At 65.8% G+C, this 16,795-nt stretch carries 15 protein-coding genes and 1 rRNA gene; 8 read left to right on the top strand and 8 right to left on the bottom strand.

The window, feature by feature from the left end:
• Positions 1 to 93 precede the first annotated feature (93 nt).
• Positions 94 to 1,071, top strand: coding sequence for an ornithine cyclodeaminase family protein (locus tag P0D77_RS02755; protein ID WP_277554634.1), 978 nt, complete (start codon positions 94 to 96; stop codon positions 1,069 to 1,071).
• 19 nt (positions 1,072 to 1,090) lie between these two features.
• Here P0D77_RS02755 and P0D77_RS02750 read toward each other — a convergent pair whose 3' ends face one another.
• The gene (locus tag P0D77_RS02750; RefSeq protein WP_277554633.1) at positions 1,091 to 1,321 is read right to left on the bottom strand and encodes a DUF7860 family protein; all 231 of its coding nucleotides are present in this window, start codon (positions 1,319 to 1,321) and stop codon (positions 1,091 to 1,093) included.
• A 79-nt stretch (positions 1,322 to 1,400) separates the two neighbouring features.
• Between P0D77_RS02750 and P0D77_RS02745 the strand changes: the two genes are divergently transcribed.
• Positions 1,401 to 1,646 carry a DUF8151 family protein gene (locus P0D77_RS02745; RefSeq protein WP_277554632.1) on the top strand — a complete coding sequence of 82 codons (246 nt, stop codon included), beginning with the start codon at positions 1,401 to 1,403 and terminating at the stop codon, positions 1,644 to 1,646.
• A 90-nt stretch (positions 1,647 to 1,736) separates the two neighbouring features.
• Here P0D77_RS02745 and P0D77_RS02740 read toward each other — a convergent pair whose 3' ends face one another.
• The 3 genes from P0D77_RS02740 to P0D77_RS02730 form a co-directional block, all read right to left on the bottom strand.
• Positions 1,737 to 3,344: a tryptophan--tRNA ligase gene (locus tag P0D77_RS02740; RefSeq protein ID WP_277554631.1), complete on the bottom strand. Its 1,608-nt coding sequence runs from the start codon at positions 3,342 to 3,344 to the stop codon at positions 1,737 to 1,739.
• The gene (gene endA, locus P0D77_RS02735) at positions 3,341 to 4,381 is read right to left on the bottom strand and encodes a tRNA-intron lyase (protein ID WP_277554630.1); all 1,041 of its coding nucleotides are present in this window, start codon (positions 4,379 to 4,381) and stop codon (positions 3,341 to 3,343) included. The genes P0D77_RS02740 and endA overlap by 4 nt, the downstream gene beginning before the upstream one ends.
• Positions 4,382 to 4,480: 99 nt before the next feature.
• Positions 4,481 to 5,263, bottom strand: coding sequence for a topoisomerase DNA-binding C4 zinc finger domain-containing protein (locus P0D77_RS02730; protein WP_277554629.1), 783 nt, complete (start codon positions 5,261 to 5,263; stop codon positions 4,481 to 4,483).
• 75 nt (positions 5,264 to 5,338) lie between these two features.
• Here P0D77_RS02730 and P0D77_RS02725 point away from each other — a divergent pair, with 75 nt between their 5' ends.
• Positions 5,339 to 6,172 carry an HAD family hydrolase gene (locus P0D77_RS02725; protein WP_277554628.1) on the top strand — a complete coding sequence of 278 codons (834 nt, stop codon included), beginning with the start codon at positions 5,339 to 5,341 and terminating at the stop codon, positions 6,170 to 6,172.
• On the opposite strand, the gene P0D77_RS02720 is transcribed toward P0D77_RS02725, so the two are convergent.
• Both P0D77_RS02720 and P0D77_RS02715 read right to left on the bottom strand, forming a co-directional pair.
• Complete coding sequence (locus tag P0D77_RS02720) at positions 6,115 to 8,457, bottom strand: DEAD/DEAH box helicase (RefSeq protein ID WP_277554627.1); 2,343 nt, start codon at positions 8,455 to 8,457, stop codon at positions 6,115 to 6,117. The two genes, P0D77_RS02725 and P0D77_RS02720, sit on opposite strands and share 58 nt — an antisense overlap.
• Positions 8,458 to 8,673: 216 nt before the next feature.
• Positions 8,674 to 9,378, bottom strand: coding sequence for an SDR family NAD(P)-dependent oxidoreductase (locus P0D77_RS02715; RefSeq protein WP_277554626.1), 705 nt, complete (start codon positions 9,376 to 9,378; stop codon positions 8,674 to 8,676).
• A 157-nt stretch (positions 9,379 to 9,535) separates the two neighbouring features.
• Here P0D77_RS02715 and P0D77_RS02710 point away from each other — a divergent pair, with 157 nt between their 5' ends.
• From P0D77_RS02710 to P0D77_RS02700, 3 genes are all read left to right on the top strand, one after another.
• A complete protein-coding gene (locus P0D77_RS02710) occupies positions 9,536 to 12,196 on the top strand; it encodes a valine--tRNA ligase (protein ID WP_277554625.1) in 2,661 nt (886 codons plus the stop codon).
• Positions 12,197 to 12,265: 69 nt separating this feature from the next.
• Entirely contained in the window at positions 12,266 to 12,538 is a 273-nt protein-coding gene (locus tag P0D77_RS02705; protein WP_277554624.1) for a hypothetical protein, read from the top strand.
• Positions 12,535 to 12,807: a hypothetical protein gene (locus tag P0D77_RS02700; RefSeq protein WP_277554623.1), complete on the top strand. Its 273-nt coding sequence runs from the start codon at positions 12,535 to 12,537 to the stop codon at positions 12,805 to 12,807. The genes P0D77_RS02705 and P0D77_RS02700 overlap by 4 nt, the downstream gene beginning before the upstream one ends.
• A gap of 20 nt (positions 12,808 to 12,827) precedes the next feature.
• On the opposite strand, the gene P0D77_RS02695 is transcribed toward P0D77_RS02700, so the two are convergent.
• Both P0D77_RS02695 and P0D77_RS02690 read right to left on the bottom strand, forming a co-directional pair.
• The gene (locus tag P0D77_RS02695; protein WP_277554622.1) at positions 12,828 to 13,883 is read right to left on the bottom strand and encodes a quinone-dependent dihydroorotate dehydrogenase; all 1,056 of its coding nucleotides are present in this window, start codon (positions 13,881 to 13,883) and stop codon (positions 12,828 to 12,830) included.
• Between the two features lie 59 nt (positions 13,884 to 13,942).
• A complete protein-coding gene (locus P0D77_RS02690; protein ID WP_277555721.1) occupies positions 13,943 to 14,140 on the bottom strand; it encodes an AbrB/MazE/SpoVT family DNA-binding domain-containing protein in 198 nt (65 codons plus the stop codon).
• 278 nt (positions 14,141 to 14,418) lie between these two features.
• On the opposite strand from P0D77_RS02690, the gene P0D77_RS02685 reads away from it, so the two are divergent.
• Both P0D77_RS02685 and P0D77_RS02680 read left to right on the top strand, forming a co-directional pair.
• On the top strand, positions 14,419 to 14,727 hold the full coding sequence (locus P0D77_RS02685; RefSeq protein ID WP_277554621.1) for a non-histone chromosomal MC1 family protein: 309 nt from the start codon (positions 14,419 to 14,421) through the stop codon (positions 14,725 to 14,727).
• Positions 14,728 to 15,293: 566 nt separating this feature from the next.
• Positions 15,294 to 16,765: ribosomal RNA gene (locus tag P0D77_RS02680) — 16S ribosomal RNA — on the top strand.
• Positions 16,766 to 16,795 lie beyond the last annotated feature (30 nt).

Raw genomic sequence — 16,795 nt, 5'->3', positions numbered from 1 at the left:
TGGCGGGGGTCGAGGTTCGATCAGTTGCTCGACCAGTCGCCGGGGCCACCTCGACGAGGAAACACCGAAGTCCCACGCCGCCGACCTCCGTGTATGCACGTCTTCGACGACGACGCTGTCGCCGCACTCCTCTCGCTCGACGATCTCCTCGGTGTCGTCGAGACGGCGTTTCTGAAGCAGGGACGCGGCGAGGTGGAGCGTCCCGACCGCCCACACTTCCCGGTCGGGACGGGACTGGACGGCCGGAGCGACCCGGCGGGGACGGGGCTGACGATGCCGGCGTACGTCCACGGCGATCCCGCCTACGCGACGAAACTCGCGTCGGTCCACCCCGGAAACGCCGACACCGACCGCCCGACAGTGCAGGCGCAGGTGGTGCTCACCGACGCCGGGACCGGCGAACCGCTGGCGCTGTTCGCAGGCGAACGCATCACGAACGCTCGAACTGGCTGTATCGGCGGTCTCGCGGCACGGGAACTCGCCGCCGGATCGAGTTCGGTCGACCTCGCGGTGATCGGGGCGGGCCAACAGGCGCGGTGGCAGACCCGCGCTATCGACGCCGCTCGCGGGGTCGCGTCGGCGCGGATTTACTCGCCGACGCCCGACTCTCGTGAGAGCTGTGCGGCCGACCTCCGCGACGAGGGTATCGACGCCGAGGCGGTCGACTCGCCGGAATCTGCGGTCACCGATGCGGACGTGGTCATCACCGCGACCACCAGCGGGACGCCCGTGTTCTCCGGTGGTCTCCTCGCGGACGGAGCGCTCGTAATCGCGGTCGGCGCGTACGAGGCGGAGATGTGCGAACTCGACCGAGTGACGTTCGACCGCGCGGGGCAGGTGTTCGCCGACGTTCCCGAGGAGGTGGCGAGCATCGGAGATATCGTCGACAACGACGTCGACCCCGAGCGACTCACGCCGCTGTCGGTGGTGTTCGAGGGCGACGCCGGCAGAGAACGCGACGACGAGATACTTGTCGTCGACAGCGTCGGTTCGGCGGTGTTGGACACGGCGACCGCGAACTACCTGTGGCGCGAAGCCGATGAGGGAGACGGGGAGTGGGTCGCGTTCTGAGGTCGGCCGGCAGTCTCGGTTACTCTGTCAGCGGTAGCGCGATGCCGAACACGAACACCGACAAGAAGATTCCGAGCACCGAGAGAATCTCCACGTCGACGAGCAGCGTCTCTTCCCACGCGGGAACGGCTGTCCCGGAGATGGCCAGCCACGCGTTGATCCCTGCCGTGAGGACGAACAGCGCGAGAAATCCCGCGACGCTCGTCTTCGTCAGTTTCGGATAGTCGAGGTCTCCGTATCGTCCGCTCATATTCGGTCGTTCACACCAGACGGCATCTGTTTTTCGGAATAGCGAAAGTCGCTTATATGTGAACTACCGTCTCCTGAGTATGCAGTCATCGTTGTTCGACACCGCGTGGCTGGTCGCGGAGTACGTCGTCGTCGCGTCGGCGTCGATTCTCCTGACAGTCGCCGGGGTCGTGTTCGAGTACGACGCGCTGAGAGCGTTCGCCGCCGCACAGACGAACTTCGCAGTCGTCGACTTCGTGCTCGGGGCGCTCGCGCTGTTCTGGGGCGTGTACCTCGTCGGCTACCGGCAGTTGCTCCCGCGGACGCGGCGCTATCTCGGCGTGTGACGTTGGCCGACACTGTTCTTCTGGCCTGGTCAGAACGAATCTCTCGCCGCCAGTAGCCGTGGTCTCACCCGCTTCGCTCGTCCTCTCTCGCTACTCGTCCTCGTCGCCGGGGACGCCCCGCCGCGAGGCGTCGACGTCGAGGTCGATATCTAACTCCGAGAGCAGTTCTTTCGCCTCCTCGCGCTGCTCTTGATGCTCTTTCAGGAACTCCTGCATCAGCGTCGCCGCCTGCTCCTTACAACCGCCACAGAGACGCTCGCCGCCGACGCACTCCTCGTACACCTCCTCTGCGAGGCCGTCGTCGTCGTTCGCGAGCAGGTAGGCGTACAGTTCGTAGACGGGGCACTCGTCGGCCTTCCCGCCGAGTTCGCGCTGTTTCTCGGCCGTCTCGCGGCCGCCGGTCGTCGCCGACTTCACCTTGTCGTACCCCTCCTCGGGGTCGTCGAGCAGGGAGATGTGACTCGCTTCGATGGAGGAGGACATCTTCCCGCCCGTGAGGCCGGTCATAAAGCGGTGGTAGATGGACGACGGCGTGTAGAAGCCGAAGCCACCGTTGTCGACTTCCACCTCGCGAGCGAGTTCTTCCGCCTCTCCTCGATCTAACTCGAAGGAGTCGATGTGCGCGTCGAACACGCGCTTCTCGCCGGGCACCGCCTCGATGAGCGCCTCGAACGCCTGCTCGTCGGCGTTGCGGTCGAGGAAGCGCGTCCGGGGGCGAAGCGGCTCCATTCCGGCGTTCTCCAACTTCTCGACGGCATGTGAACGGGCCGCGCGGAATTCCTCGTCCACCTCGGCAGCGTGGAGGTAGGCGGCGGCGTCCTCACACCGCGGCTGCTCGGGATCGTCTGCCCACTCGTCGCGTTCGTCGTACGCTCGCCGGACGAGGACGCGTTCGGCGGCGTCGAACTCCGGACTGGCGAACGCCTCGGTCACCTTGAAGTAGCGCGTCTTCACCGCGATGTCGCGGGCGAAGCGGACGTGCGGATCCTGGTCGGGGCCAACCGGGATGACCGTCGGCTTGGGTTCGTCCAGTTGCGGATAGAGGATGTCGGCCATCTGCGTGACGACCGACTGCATGTGCGAGACCGAGGTGCTCCCGTCGAAGCCGTAGATGGACTGGAACTCCGCGAAGCGGGCGTTCGACCCCAACTCGAAAGCCAGATCCTGCAGTCGACGATTCGTCGACTGCCGGTACAGTTCGCCTTCCTCGGGGTCGAACCCGAGTGCGAGCAGCGAGAGGAGGTAGTCGCGGGCGTGTTTGTCGATCTCCTCCCACGTCATCCCGCGGGCGGAGTGGGCTTCCAAGTCCGCGATGAGGCCGTAGGTGTCCGCGCCCTGCTGTTGGTGGTAGATCAGTTCGTCGAAGACGAGTTTGTGCCCGATGTGGGGGTCGCCCGTGGGCATAAACCCCGAGAGTGCGGCGGCAGGTTCGTCGTTGGCGAGCGCTCGGGCGACCGCGCCGTAGTCGCGGTGCCCGAAGATGACGCCACGGCGCATCAAGTAGTGAGGGTTCGGAACCTCGTCGATAATCTCCTCGAACTCCTCGATACCGAACTCCTCGAAGAGGTCGCGGTAGTCCGCGACGGTCGCAGAGCCCCACGGGTCGAGCGCCACGCCCGTTCCGCCGTCGGTTCGCGCACGCTCCGTCTGTTCGTCGATGTCGGTGCCCCGGTCGGGGCTGGTGTCGTCGTCGCTCATGGGGTGAGTCGCTCGACCGTCAGGTAGTCGTTCGAGTCGTCTCCGGCGAGCGCAAAAACCATTCGCTTCCGCACGCCGCCGGCCAGTCGCACGTCCAGCGCCAGTTCCCGCGGATGGACTCGGTGGTTCGGGGGAACCACGCGCACCAGGCGCTCGGAGTGCGGGAGGTTCGACACGGTCTCGACGGCGTCGTACGTGCGGAAGTCTGCGCCGAACTTGTAGCCCGTCTTCGGCACCACGTCGCGGTCGCGGAGTTCCCGGTACACCGCGAGGCGGCGGTCGAACCGCTCGCCCTCTACCTCGCGACCGCGTTCGACGACCGTCGACTCTGCCACGTCGATGGCGCCGCGGGCCGCGAGGTCAGCGGCCTCGACCAGCGAGAGTTGCAGCGCCGCCACGTCGGCGTCGTCACGGCCGGAGACGGGTTGGCCGTAGAAGGCGGACTCGTAGAGCGCGGGCGGCGGCGACCAGCAGACGACGCGGTCGTCGAGGAGGTCCGCCTCCACGCCGGCCGGGAGGTCGTAGTCGGTCGCGCCCTCGAAGCCGCCGTCGGGCGTGCAGCCGAAGTACGACACCTCGCTCTCCTCGTCGACGACCGCGAGTGTCACGTCGCCCAGGTCGGCGAGGGTGAGGCGTTCACGCTCACCGACGACGCGCACGCGGTGGGCGACGGGGCCACCCGGCTTCTCGCCGCGTTCGAACACGAGGATGTCGGCGTCCCCGTCGCTCGCGGCGGCATCGCTTCCCGGCCATCCTTCGCGGGCAGGCGCGAGGTAGAAGCCGCGTTCGCGCAGGTCGGCGTACACGAGAAAGCGAGTGGCGAAGCCGGGTTCGGCGGCGACGGAGTCGCGCAGGAACGCGCGGAACTCCATCCCCGAGACGGCGTCGAGGTCGCCGCGATACAGGAGGTGTGCGGCCTCCACTCGCGCCAGCGTCACCTCCGGGCCGTCGGCCCGGCCGTAGCCGCGGGCGTCGTGAAACCGCTGGCGGGCGTCGCCGCGGGCGTGGACGACGTCGCCGTCGAGTGTCGCGTTCATCGGGTGTGAGTGGTCGCGGTTCGCGTATATGGGCTGTGGTCGCGTGCTTGACTGTGCCACGCCGTGACGCGGTCGGATGGCGAACGAGAACTGCGTTCCTCAGGTTCCGTCGCCGCCCGCCGTCCCGGTCTCTCGCTCGCGCTCGCAGGTCCCGTCGAGACAGCGCACGCCGGTCGCCGTCTCGAACCGCGGGAGGCCGCAGAGACACGTCACCGCGAGCGTGCCTGCGGGGACCGAGAAGGCCGTCTCGCAGTCGGGATAGCCGTCACAGCCGAGGAACGCCCGGCCGCGGTGTTCGCGCACGCAGAGGTCGCGCCCGCAGTCGGGACAGTCGAAGCGGCGGTCCAGCGTCTCGCGGACGGCGTCGGTCAGCGAGTCGCAGGCGTAGTCGATACACAGCCGAAACTGCTCGCCGCGGGCGACCTCCATCACGGGGAGACCGCAGTCCTCGCAGGTCGCGTCGTCGCGGACGGACGCGCCCGCCGGGAGGCCGTAGGCATCGCCACAGCCGAGACAGACCACGTCGCCGCCGGTTCGGACCAGCGCCGCGCCGCAGTCGGAGTCCGGGCACTCACCGACCGGCGTGCCTGCGGCGGAGATTGGAACTTCGACCGTCTCGCCAGCGCCGTGTGAACGCACCGAGAGCGTCCGGTCGCCGTCGCGGGCGGTGATCGCGAAGCCGTCGTCGTCGGCCTCGACGGTCAGCGAGTCGGCGCGGGTGAGCCACGCTACGGGCTGGTAGCCGGAGCGGTCGTGGACGAGGAGCGTGCGGTCGGGTTTCGCGAGGACGACGACGCGCCCGCGGTGGACGCGGCGGTCGTCGGTTGCCGGGATGAACTCGGTCGTACAGTCGCCCGCGAGGACGGTTGCGGTCGGCGGCATACGCCGGCTGGTGCGGGTTCGTATTTGGACCCTCGTAGCCGCAACGACCATCCCTTCGCGCTGGAATCTTCGGGTATGTCTGAATCCTCCGGCGGCGACGACGCCGAGGCGGCGGGTGGCACCGACTCCCCGTCGACGACCGACGCTGCCGACACGAGCGACACCCCCGACTCCGCGCCGGGAACCGAACAGGCGGAAGCGAGCGACGGCTCTGCCCCCGTCGTCGTCTGCTTCGACATGGACGGCGTCCTCGTCGACTCCGAGGACTACTGGCACGCGGCCGAACGCGAGGAGATTCTGCCGCGCGTCCTCGACGGTGACCACCCGGATCTGGACGAGGTGACGGGGATGTACTACGGCGAAATATACGACTACCTTGACGCCGAGTACGAGACGACAGTGAGTAAGTCCGAATTCATGAACCTGTACGACGAGACGGCCGAGACCATCTACGGGGAACAAGTCGACCTCCTCAACGGCGCTCGTGCGTTCGTCGAGGAACTCCGCCGTGAGGGCGTCCCCGTGGCGCTGGTGTCGTCGTCGCCGCGCGACTGGATCGATGTCGTCCTCGACCGCTTCGACCTCTCGTTCGACCTGATCGCGCCCGCCGAGGAGTTCGACGGCGCGGGGAAGCCCGAACCGGGCCTGTTCGAGGCCGCCATCGCAGATCTGGGCGGCGTCCCTGCTCGCGCAGTCGTGATCGAAGACTCCGCGAACGGCGTCCTCGGCGCGGCGCGGTCGGGCGCGTACACCATCGCCGTCCGCGACGCGCACAACGCAGAGACCGACCTCTCGGCGGCCGACGAAGTCGTCGACAGAACCGATCCCGAGGTGCTGTACGACGCGGTCCGTCAGTCCACGCGGACGATGCGGGAGTCCGTCTCGGGGAGCAACGGCAGTTCGGGGTAGACGACCTCCACCTCGTAGCGCATCTCGTCTTCGCCGGGCGCGCCGAACACGCCGACGGGAACGGTCGTCTCGTCGGTGAAGTACAGCGTCTTCTCGGTCATCTCGACGTCGTTGGCCGTCACGCGGATACCCGCGCGGGCAGGGCCGCCGACGTTGCGAACCGTCACCTCCAGCATCTCGTTTTCTGCGGTCGCGATGTGGTCGGGGAACGCGCCCCACTCGACAACGGCGTTCGGCAGGTCCTTCGCCTGTCGGAGCACGCGGTCGGCGACGCCCTCAGAGAGGCCCGCGCGGGTGAGTCGCTCGCTCCCGGCGTCGACGACGTCTGCCGGCGTGGTGAGGCCCCCCGCAGACAGCGACTCTGCGCGGCCGGAGCCGACGCCTTCGATGGCGGTGAGGCCGACTGCCTCGCGCTTGACGCCGTGGTCGACCCGCGCTTCGACGCGGCGAACGAGGTTGGCCGCACGCGCGCCGGCGAACGCGTCGGCGAACTCCCGGAGGGCCGCGAGGAGGCGGAGCGCGTTCTGCCGGATGATCCACGCGTCAGCGCGCAGGTCCGAGGGCGTCGACCCACGGACGGCGGCGTGGAGGATAGCGAGCACCTTCCGGTTGCCACCCTCCAGACTGGTGTCGATACCAGAGAGGACGCGGTCGACGGCGTCCGCCTCCGCGGAGCGTGCAGAGGCAGAGTCGAACTCCGCAGCGGAGGCGACGGCGTGGAGGACCGCCCCTTCGTCGATGGTGTCGCGGTCGGCGAGACCGGCGAAGCGCTGGGCCGTCTCCATCCGGAGGTAGTACTTCGAGGCGAGGCGACCGAGCGTCGTTGCCTCGATGCCCAACTGTTCGTCCGTCTCGACGAAGCCGCGGTCGACGAGCGACTCCAGCGTCTCACGCACGCGGTCGCGGACGCCCTCGAAGTCGTACGCCTCGGGTTTCGTCGCCGCGCGGACGAAGTAGAAGGTGGTCTCCAGCCAGTCCATCACGTCGTCGAGGCCGGAGATGGTGCCGAGGGCGATTTCGGCGTTGAGATGCGAGTCGATGTCCTCCGCGAGGCGGGACTCGATCTCTTTGCCCTCGCGCAGGAGGCTTCGGTACTTGTCGGCGTCCGCGCGGTCGCAGACGACCCAGCCGTAGCCGACGTCGTCGTAGCCGGGGCGACCCGCGCGGCCGAGCATCTGGAGGACGTCGAGGGGGCTGATGTCCACCTCGCCTTCCAGCGGGTCGTGGTGTTTCGTGTCGCGGATGACGACACAGCGAGCGGGGAGGTTCACCCCCCACGCGAGCGTCGAGGTGGAAAAGAGGAGTTGGATCTTCCCCTCTTTGAACCACTGCTCCACGCGGTCCTTGTCGTTCTTCGAGAGGCCGGCGTGGTGGAAGGCAACGCCGTCGACGACGGAGTGACGGAGGGTGTCGTTGTCGAGTTCCTTCGCGGCGTTGTGGAAGTCGTAGTCGCCGCGGGCGCCCATCTCGAGGTCGCGTTCGCCCACCTCGTCGCGGGCCTTCTTCGCGGCCATCACGGTGTCCTGTCGCGAGGAGACGAACACGAGCGCCTGTCCCTCCTCGCGGATGTGTGGCTCTGCTAAATCGAGCGCACGGTACAGGCGGCGGTACTTGTCGGCGAAGGAGTTGTCGCCGTGGGTGTACGTCTTCACGCCCGTCTCGAGGTCGACCGGCCGGTACTCGTCGCCGAACTCGAAGGTCGTCTCGGGCGGGGCGTCGAGCCACTCTGCCACGTCGTCGACGTTCGGCATCGTCGCCGAGAGGGCGACGACGCGCGGATCACAGATGCGGCGGAGACGCGAGACCGTGACCTCCAGCACTGCCCCGCGCTTGTCAGAGTCGAGGAGGTGGACCTCGTCGATGACGCAGCAGTCGACGTCGGTAATGAAGCCGTAGCGTGCGGACTCGTGTTTCCGGGTCGCGGAGTCGGTCTTCTCGGGCGTCATCACGAGAATGTCCGCTCGCTCCGCGCGGCGAGGGTTGAGGTCACGTTCGCCGGTGACGACGTACACTGAGTAGCCCAACTCCTCGAAGCGCTCCCACTCGGCTTCCTTCTCGTTGGTCAGGGCGCGAAGCGGCGCAATGAACAGGGCGGTGCCGCCCTCCTTTAGCGTCTCACAGATCGCCAGTTCCGCGAGCGCCGTCTTGCCCGAGGCGGTCGGTGCGGCCGCGACGACGTTCTCGTCGCGGTCGAGGATGGCTGGGAGTGCCTCCCGTTGCATCCGATTGAACTCCTCGAATCCGAACGCGTCGGCGAACTCCGGGACGGCGTCTGCGACTTTCATTTATTGGGTGCTGTGGGGGTGGGGTGGATCGGGTGTGGTAGGGTTCGGGTGGCGCGGTCCTCGCGGTCGTCGTGTCGTCCGGGACCGCGCCGGCGACTAGGAGAATGTCGGGGCGGTTTGGCGGATGAACCTTTCCCTCCACGTCGGGCCGTGAATCGTCCCGTCGCCTAGAAGCGAACGACCGGGTACCACCACCGCACGGCACGCGCCGCCCGATTAGAACTCCTCGACGTGCGGCCGGAGGTCGAGTTCGAGCGTCCACGCGCTCCGATCCTGCTGGACGAGGTGCCAGTACGACTCCGCGATGGCCCCTGGGTCGAGATACTGTTCAGGGGTGTCTGTCTCCACATCTGGGCCGAGGATTCCGCCGTCGATGACGACGTGGGCGACGTGGACGCCCTTCGGTCCGAGTTCTCGCGCCATCGACTCCGCGAGGCCGCGCGACCCGAACTTCGCCATCGAGAATCCGACTGCGCCCTCCCGCCCGCGGACGGACGTGGTCGCGCCGGTGAAGATAATCGTTCCGCCGGGGCCATCTCCGTCGCCACCCTCGTCCAGCATATCGTGGACGGCCGCCTGCGCACACAAGAAGTCTGCCCGCGGACCGACCTCGTACGCGCGGTCGAACGCGTCGAGGGAGGTGTCCATCAGCCCCGTCCACGAGGCGGCGCTCGCGTGGTTCACGAGGATGTCGACCGGGCCGAGCGTCTCCCGAATCCGCTCGAACGCCGTCGCGATGTCTGCGGGGTCGCGCAGGTCGGTCGCTATCGCCGTCGTCTCTGTCGGGAGATCAGCGGCGAGGTCGTCAAGGTACTCGTCGCTGCGTGCGAGCAGTCCCACCGAACAGCCTCCGGCGGCGAACTTCCGTGCGACCGACTCCCCGAGTCCCGGCCCGACGCCCGCGATCACTGCCGTCGTCATAGGTATCCTGTCGTGTGCGTGAGGGATAACCGTTGACGCGGCACGCTCGGCCGCGCCGGCGACCACGCGGGCACGGCTTCGGTCGCCTTGCGACCCGTGTGACGACCTCACGAGCAACCGAGTCGCTTAACAGGCGTTCCGGGGAAGTACGTGTGAAATGCCCAGTGGGGACTACGACCCGGAGACCGCCGAATCCGAGTGGCAACGGCGATGGGTCGATCAGGAGACGTACGCGTACGACGCGGAGGCTGCGACCGACCCGAACACCGTCTTCTCCATCGACTCCCCGCCGCCGACGGTATCCGGGGACCTCCACATGGGCCACCTGTACGGGTTCACGCTGCAGGACTTCGTCGCCCGCTTCGAGCGGATGAACGGCGAGATGACGTTCTTCCCGTTCGGCTACGACGACAACGGCATCGCGAGCGAGCGCCTGACCGAAGAGGAACTCGACATCCGCCACCAGGACTTCGAGCGCCGCGAGTTCCAGCGCAAGTGTCGCGAGGTCTGTGCCCAGTACGAACAGCAGTTCACCGAGAACATCCAGGGACTGGGTGTCTCCGTCGACTGGAACCATACCTACCAGACTATCGAACCGCGCGTCCAGCGAATCTCGCAACTGTCGTTCATCGACCTGTACGAACAGGGTCGCGAGTACCGCGAGAAGGCGCCCGCCATCTGGTGTCCGGAGTGTGAGACTGCCATCTCGCAGGTCGAGACCGAGGACGACGAACAGGACTCGCACTTCCACGACATCGAGTTCCCCGTCGCCGGAAGCGACGAGGCGTTCACCATCTCGACGACGCGCCCGGAACTGCTTCCCGCCTGTGTCGCCGTCTTCGTCCACCCCGACGACGACGACAATCAGCACCTCGTCGGCGAGTCCGCCGAGATTCCGCTGTTCGGGCACGAAGTCCCCATCCTCGCCGACGAGCGCGTGGATATGGAGACGGGGTCGGGTATCGTGATGTGCTGTACGTTCGGCGACCAGAACGACATCGAGTGGTACCAGGTCCACGACTTGGACCTCCGGGTCGCCATCGACGAGTCCGGTCACATGACCGAGGTCGCCGACGAGTACGAGGGCCTCCACTCTGGCGAAGCCCGTGAGGCTATCGTCGACGACCTCGACGAGGCGGGCGCCCTGCTGGACCGCCGCGCCATCGAGCACACGGTCAACGTCCACGAGCGGTGTGGCACGAGCGTCGAGTTCCTCGTCACCGAGCAGTGGTACATCGAGTTGCTCGACAAGACCGACGAGTACCTGGAGGCGGGCCGCGAGATGGAGTGGTTCCCCGACAAGATGTTCACCCGGTACGAACACTGGGTCGAGGGTCTCCAGTGGGACTGGCTCATCTCCCGCCAGCGCTCCTCGGGTATCCCGTTCCCCGTCTGGTACTGCGCCGACTGCGACGAGGAGGTCCTCGCCGAGAAGGCCGACCTGCCGGTCGACCCGCTGTCGGACGACGCGCCGGTCGACGCCTGTCCCGCCTGTGGTCACGACGAGTTTGTCCCCGAAGACGACGTCCTCGACACGTGGGCCACCTCCAGCCTCACGCCGCTCATCAACGCTGGCTGGGACTGGGACGAGGAGGCCGCCGAGTACACGATGGAGCATCCGGAACTGTACCGCTTCGATATGCGGCCGCAGGGCCACGACATCATCAGCTTCTGGCTGTTCCACACCGTCGTCAAGTGCTACGAGCACACCGACGAGGTGCCGTTCCACGAGACGCTCATCAACGGGCACGTCCTGGACGAGAACCGCGAGAAGATGTCGAAGTCGCTGGGGAACGTCGTCGAACCGGAGACGGTCCTCGAACAGTTCCCCGTCGACGCCACGCGCTACTGGGCCGCGGGGACCGCCGTCGGCGACGACTTCCCGTTCAAGGAGAAGGACCTCCGCGCGGGCGAGAAACTCCTCCAGAAACTCTGGAACGCGTCGAAACTCGTCGAGTCGCTCGTGGGTGGCGGGTCCGAGGAACGACCCGACCTCGCGCACGACGACCTCCGAGAACTCGACCGCTGGCTCCTGGCGGAACTCGACGACCTGACCGAGACGCTCACCGAACAGTTCCAGCACCGGGAGTTCTCGAAGGCCCGCGACGGCCTCCGCAGTTTCTTCTGGCACACGTTCTGTGACGACTACCTCGAGGTCGCCAAGACCCGTGTCAGAGAGGCAGACGACGACGACCCAGCCGCCCGCTACACGCTGTCGGTCGCCCACGAACGCTTCCTCAAACTGTTCGCGCCGATGCTCGCGCACGTCACCGAGGAACTGTGGCAGGATATGTACGCCGACGCGCAGGCGGGCGACGACTTCGACTCTATCCACCTGCGCGAGTGGCCCGACCCGCTCGGCGTCGAAGCGGACCACGACGCGGGCGTCGCCGCGATGTCCGTCGTCGGGGCACTCCGCCGCTACAAGAGCGAGCGCGGACTGCCGCTCAACGCCGCCGTCGACCGCGTTGAGGTGTACGGCGAGGGTGACCTCGGAGCGTTCGCCGACGACGTGCGCGGCGTGATGAACGTCGGGGAACTGACCGTCCTCGAGGAGGAACCAGAGATCGAATCGGTGATCACCGGTATCGACCTCGACTACGCGCAGGTCGGCCCGCAGTTCGGCGAGAAGGTCGGCGACATCGAGGCCGCCATCGCGCAAGGAGAGTACGAGATTGCCGACGGCGACCTCCACGTCGCCGACGAGACGCTCGGTGCCGACCTGTTCGAGGTCGAACGCGAGCGCCAGTACTCGGGCACCGGGGAACTCCTCCAACCGGAGGACGCCGTCGTCATCGTCCACGACGACAGCGAGTAACGGCGCTGAACCGAACCTGAACGCGACTCGGACCCGAACCCTCTTTTGCCGACACGTCGCACTCTGGCCGTGAACAGACGTGCGCTCTCGCTCGGTGGCTTCGTCCTCGCCGGTGCCTCACAAGCAGTCCTCGGCGTCTTCCAGTATGCGACCGGAGGCGGTCCCGCGGACCCGCTGTTCTCCGTGTTGGCCGGCGTATTGCTCGTCGGCGTGTTCGGCCGTGCGCTCGTCCGTGGTGACGACCTGAACGGCCTTGCGACCCGACCGCTGTTCGTCGCCATCGGCGTGTTCGCGGGCGTCGTCTCGGCAGCACTCACGACCGTGGTGTTGCTCTCCGCGTGAGACGCTCGACGCTCTCGCTGTCTGCGTGGATAGTCGTCGGCGCGCTACAGGTCGTCCTCGGCGGCGTCGAGTTCGCCACGGGTGCTGACTCCGCGCTTCAGACCACAGTTCGAATTCTCGTCGGGGCTGCGCTGGTCGTGTCGTTCGCGCGGGCGCTCACGAGCGACGCCGACCGGCCTGCAGTGACCGAACGACTGTCGTTTACGCTGCTCGGGATACTGCTCGCGTTCCTGTGGGCGGTAGTCCTGATCAACAACGTTCTCGCGTAAGACGGCGGAGCGGTTGGTCCTTACAAGTCTGCGCCGACCGCGTCGGCGACGGAGTCGAAGCCGTCCCGGTCAAGCAGTTCGAGGACGCCTTCGTTGATGTCGCGCGCGAGGCTCGGTCCCTCGTACACGAGACCGGTGTACAGTTGGACGAGGCTCGCGCCAGCCCGAATCTTCGCGTACGCGCCCTCGGCGTCGGAGACGCCGCCGACGCCGACGACAGGTACGTCGGTCCGTTCTGCGATGAAGCGGATCATCTCCGTCGCGCGGGACTCGATCGGTTTGCCCGAGAGGCCACCGCGCTCGGCCTGCTGGGGGCTCTTCAGCGATTCGGGGCGCTCCGTCGTCGTGTTGGTCGCGATGACGCCGTCCAGATCGAGGTCGTCGACGACGGCGAGGGCCTCCTCGATGGCCGGGGTCGGCAGGTCCGGTGAGAACTTCACGAGCAGTGGGTCCGCACCAGCGTCCGAGAGCGTTCCCAGGATACGTTCGAGCGACTCGCGGTTCTGTAGGGAGCGCAGGCCGGGCGTGTTCGGCGAGGAGACGTTGACGGCGACGTAGTCGGCGTGGTCGCCGACGCGGTCGTACGTGTACAGGTAGTCGTCTGCGGCGTCTTCCAGAGGCGTGGACTTCGACTTCCCGACGTTGACGCCGAGAGGAACGTCGGGAGCGGGTTCGGCGTCGAGACGGTCACCGACGATGTCTGCGCCGTCGTTGTTGAAGCCCATCCGGTTGACGATGGCCTCGTCCTCGCGCAGGCGGAACATCCGGGGCCGTCGGTTCCCCGGTTGACGCTCGGCAGTGACGCCGCCCACCTCGACGTGTCCGAAGCCGAGAGACGCGAGCGCGCGCGGTACTCGGGCGTTCTTGTCGAAGCCGGCGGCGACGCCGACTGGTGTCGGAAAGTCGAGTCCGAACGCTTCGGTGTGCAGACGCGAGTCGTCGACGGTGTACCGGTCACGCAGAAGCGATTCGATGGGCGTTCCCTGTACCGTACGGAGAAGCCGCTGGGTGTACTCGTGGGCGGTTTCGGCCGGCAGTGCATACAGCGCCGGCTTCGCGAGGTCGTAGGCCCTCATATCGGTGCTCACCCGGAGGTCGGTCCGGGGGCGTCTTGAACTGCGGGGATCACCCGGTGTCAGAAGTCGTGTTCGACCTCGTCGGGGTCCGCTTTCTGAATGATAATCTTGCCGTCTCGGACGCGAACGAACACCTCGTCGCCGATTTCCAATCCGGCGACGGCGAGTTCATCCTCGTGGAGGTTCACGTGGACGTTGTGGTACTCGCCGTTCTCGTCCTTTGCGCCACTCGGGCTGAGCGTCTTCTTCCGGACCATCGGCTTCAGTATCGGGAGAGTCGCCCGACGAGACACATAAGTGTTGTTTACGCCACGCCGACCGTGGAGTGCTCCTACGCTGACTGGTTCAGAAGGGAACAGCCAGCGCCGTGACAGTGAGACGTACTCCGATGTGGCCCCCGATTTCTGGTTCTCGCCGGCGCTTACCATCTGGTCACGTGAGCAAACCGTATATGAATCTTTCCGCGCTGGAGGGGTAATTTCCCCGATACGTTTATCATACAGTGTGTGTTCCCTTAACACGGAGGCGAAAAACCATGGTACGTGAGGACGGTAAGCGGAACTTCGCGCTGCGCGAGAGTGATGGATCCGAGGAGAGCGTCTTCTCAGGGAACACGCCGCGACAGGCGGCGCTGAAGGCCGCTCGTCGCCTGGAACCAGCGAGTTCCGAGGACGCGGCGGAACGAATCGAACTCCGGCTCCGGGAGAAGGGGACCGACAAGGTCCACATCTACGAGGGATGGTCCTGGCGCGAAACCGCGCCGGCCAACAAACCCGACTGGATGCCCGACGAGATCACCGAGGCGAACGTCGCCAAACAGGGCATCGAACACCTCGAGAACTGATCCCGAGAGCGCCGACGGTTCTTTGTGTACTGTTTCGACAGTCGCCGACTTCGCGTGCGTGCACGCGAGAGGATAATCGCTTGACTACGCCGGTTGGTCGTACACGGTTATTTATCACCGCGACGCGTGAAACCGCATAACGTAGTGCCGTCGAGACGACGGCCTTTTATGTTCCCCTGCCATTCGAAGAAATGCGAAGGTCGCGCCGGGATGCCCCGGCCGACACGGCACACCCTTCTGGGGTGTGTCGGAGGACGTTCCGACGCCCTTATCAGTATCAGGGCATTCGGAACGAAGTGCGAAGACACGTTGCGAGTCACGGTGGTTCAATTCCACCACGATTCGCTTCCATCGACGTGCTTCGAAGGGGTTAAGTACCCTCTCGGAGTATGTTGATATCCGCAAGAGATGAGGATTCCGCCCCTGTGGTCCGCCGCAAGACGGTATCTGATGTGAGCCTCGATAGTTCGGTGTCACCCGATTGGTGTCGCCGAACTTGGACCAAGCAATGGTGAAATCACGCTTTGCGCGTGATTTCCCGCCAACCCTCCCTTCACGGGGAGAACATTCCGGTTGATCCTGCCGGAGGTCATTGCTATTGGAGTCCGATTTAGCCATGCTAGTCGCACGGGTTCAGACCCGTGGCGAATAGCTCCGTAACACGTGGCCAATCTACCCAACGGACCAGTATAACCTCGGGAAACTGAGGCTAATCCTGGATACTACTCTCACGCTGGAACGCAGGGAGTTGGAAATGTTCCGACGCCGTTGGATGAGGCTGCGGCCGATTAGGTAGACGGTGGGGTAACGGCCCACCGTGCCGATAATCGGTACGGGTTGTGAGAGCAAGAACCCGGAGACGGAATCTGAGACAAGATTCCGGGCCCTACGGGGCGCAGCAGGCGCGAAACCTTTACACTGCACGACAGTGCGATAGGGGGACTCCAAGTGCGGAGGCATAGTGCCTTCGCTTTTGTGCACCGTAAGGTGGTACACGAATAAGAGCTGGGCAAGACCGGTGCCAGCCGCCGCGGTAATACCGGCAGCTCGAGTGATGACCGATTTTATTGGGCCTAAAGCGTCCGTAGCCGGCCGGGCAAGTTCGTCGGGAAATCTACCAGCTCAACTGGTAGGCGTCCGGCGAAAACTGCTCGGCTTGGGACAGGGAGACTCAAGAAGTACGTCCGGGGTAGGAGTGAAATCCCGTAATCCTGGACGGACTACCGATGGCGAAAGCATCTTGAGAGAACTGCTCCGACGGTCAGGGACGAAAGCTGGGGTCTCGAACCGGATTAGATACCCGGGTAGTCCCAGCTGTAAACGATGCTCGTTAGGTGCGACGCAGACTACGCGTCTGTGTTGTGCCGTAGGGAAGCCGAGAAACGAGCCGCCTGGGAAGTACGTCCGCAAGGATGAAACTTAAAGGAATTGGCGGGGGAGCACTACAACCGGAGGAGCCTGCGGTTTAATTGGACTCAACGCCGGACATCTCACCAGCCCCGACTGTTCGAATGAAGCTCAGTGTGATGAGCTTAGCAGACGATCAGAGAGGAGGTGCATGGCCGCCGTCAGCTCGTACCGTGAGGCGTCCTGTTAAGTCAGGCAACGAGCGAGACCCGCATCCTTAATTGCCAGCAAGACCCCTGAGGTCGTTGGGTACATTAGGGAGACTGCCGCCGCCAAGGCGGAGGAAGGAACGGGCAACGGTAGGTCAGTATGCCCCGAATGGGCTGGGCTACACGCGGGCTACAATGGTCAGGACAATGGGTTCCTACTCCGAAAGGAGACGGTAATCTCAGAAACCTGGTCGTAGTTCGGATTGTGGGCTGAAACTCGCCCACATGAAGCTGGATTCGGTAGTAATCGCGTGTCACAAGCGCGCGGTGAATACGTCCCTGCTCCTTGCACACACCGCCCGTCAAAGCACCCGAGTGAGGTCCGGATGAGGCCTGGGTTGCCAGGTCGAATCTGGGCTTCGCAAGGGGGCTTAAGTCGTAACAAGGTAGCCGTAGGGGAATCTGCGGCTGGATCACCTCCACAGATCGAGACCAGGGCGACGCCCTGGCTC

The sequence above is a fragment of the Halobaculum limi genome (genome assembly GCF_029490015.1).
GTDB lineage: Archaea > Halobacteriota > Halobacteria > Halobacteriales > Haloferacaceae > Halobaculum > Halobaculum limi.
The sequence above is the reverse complement of the archived record's forward strand: the minus strand, read 5'-3'. Positions and strand labels throughout refer to the sequence as shown.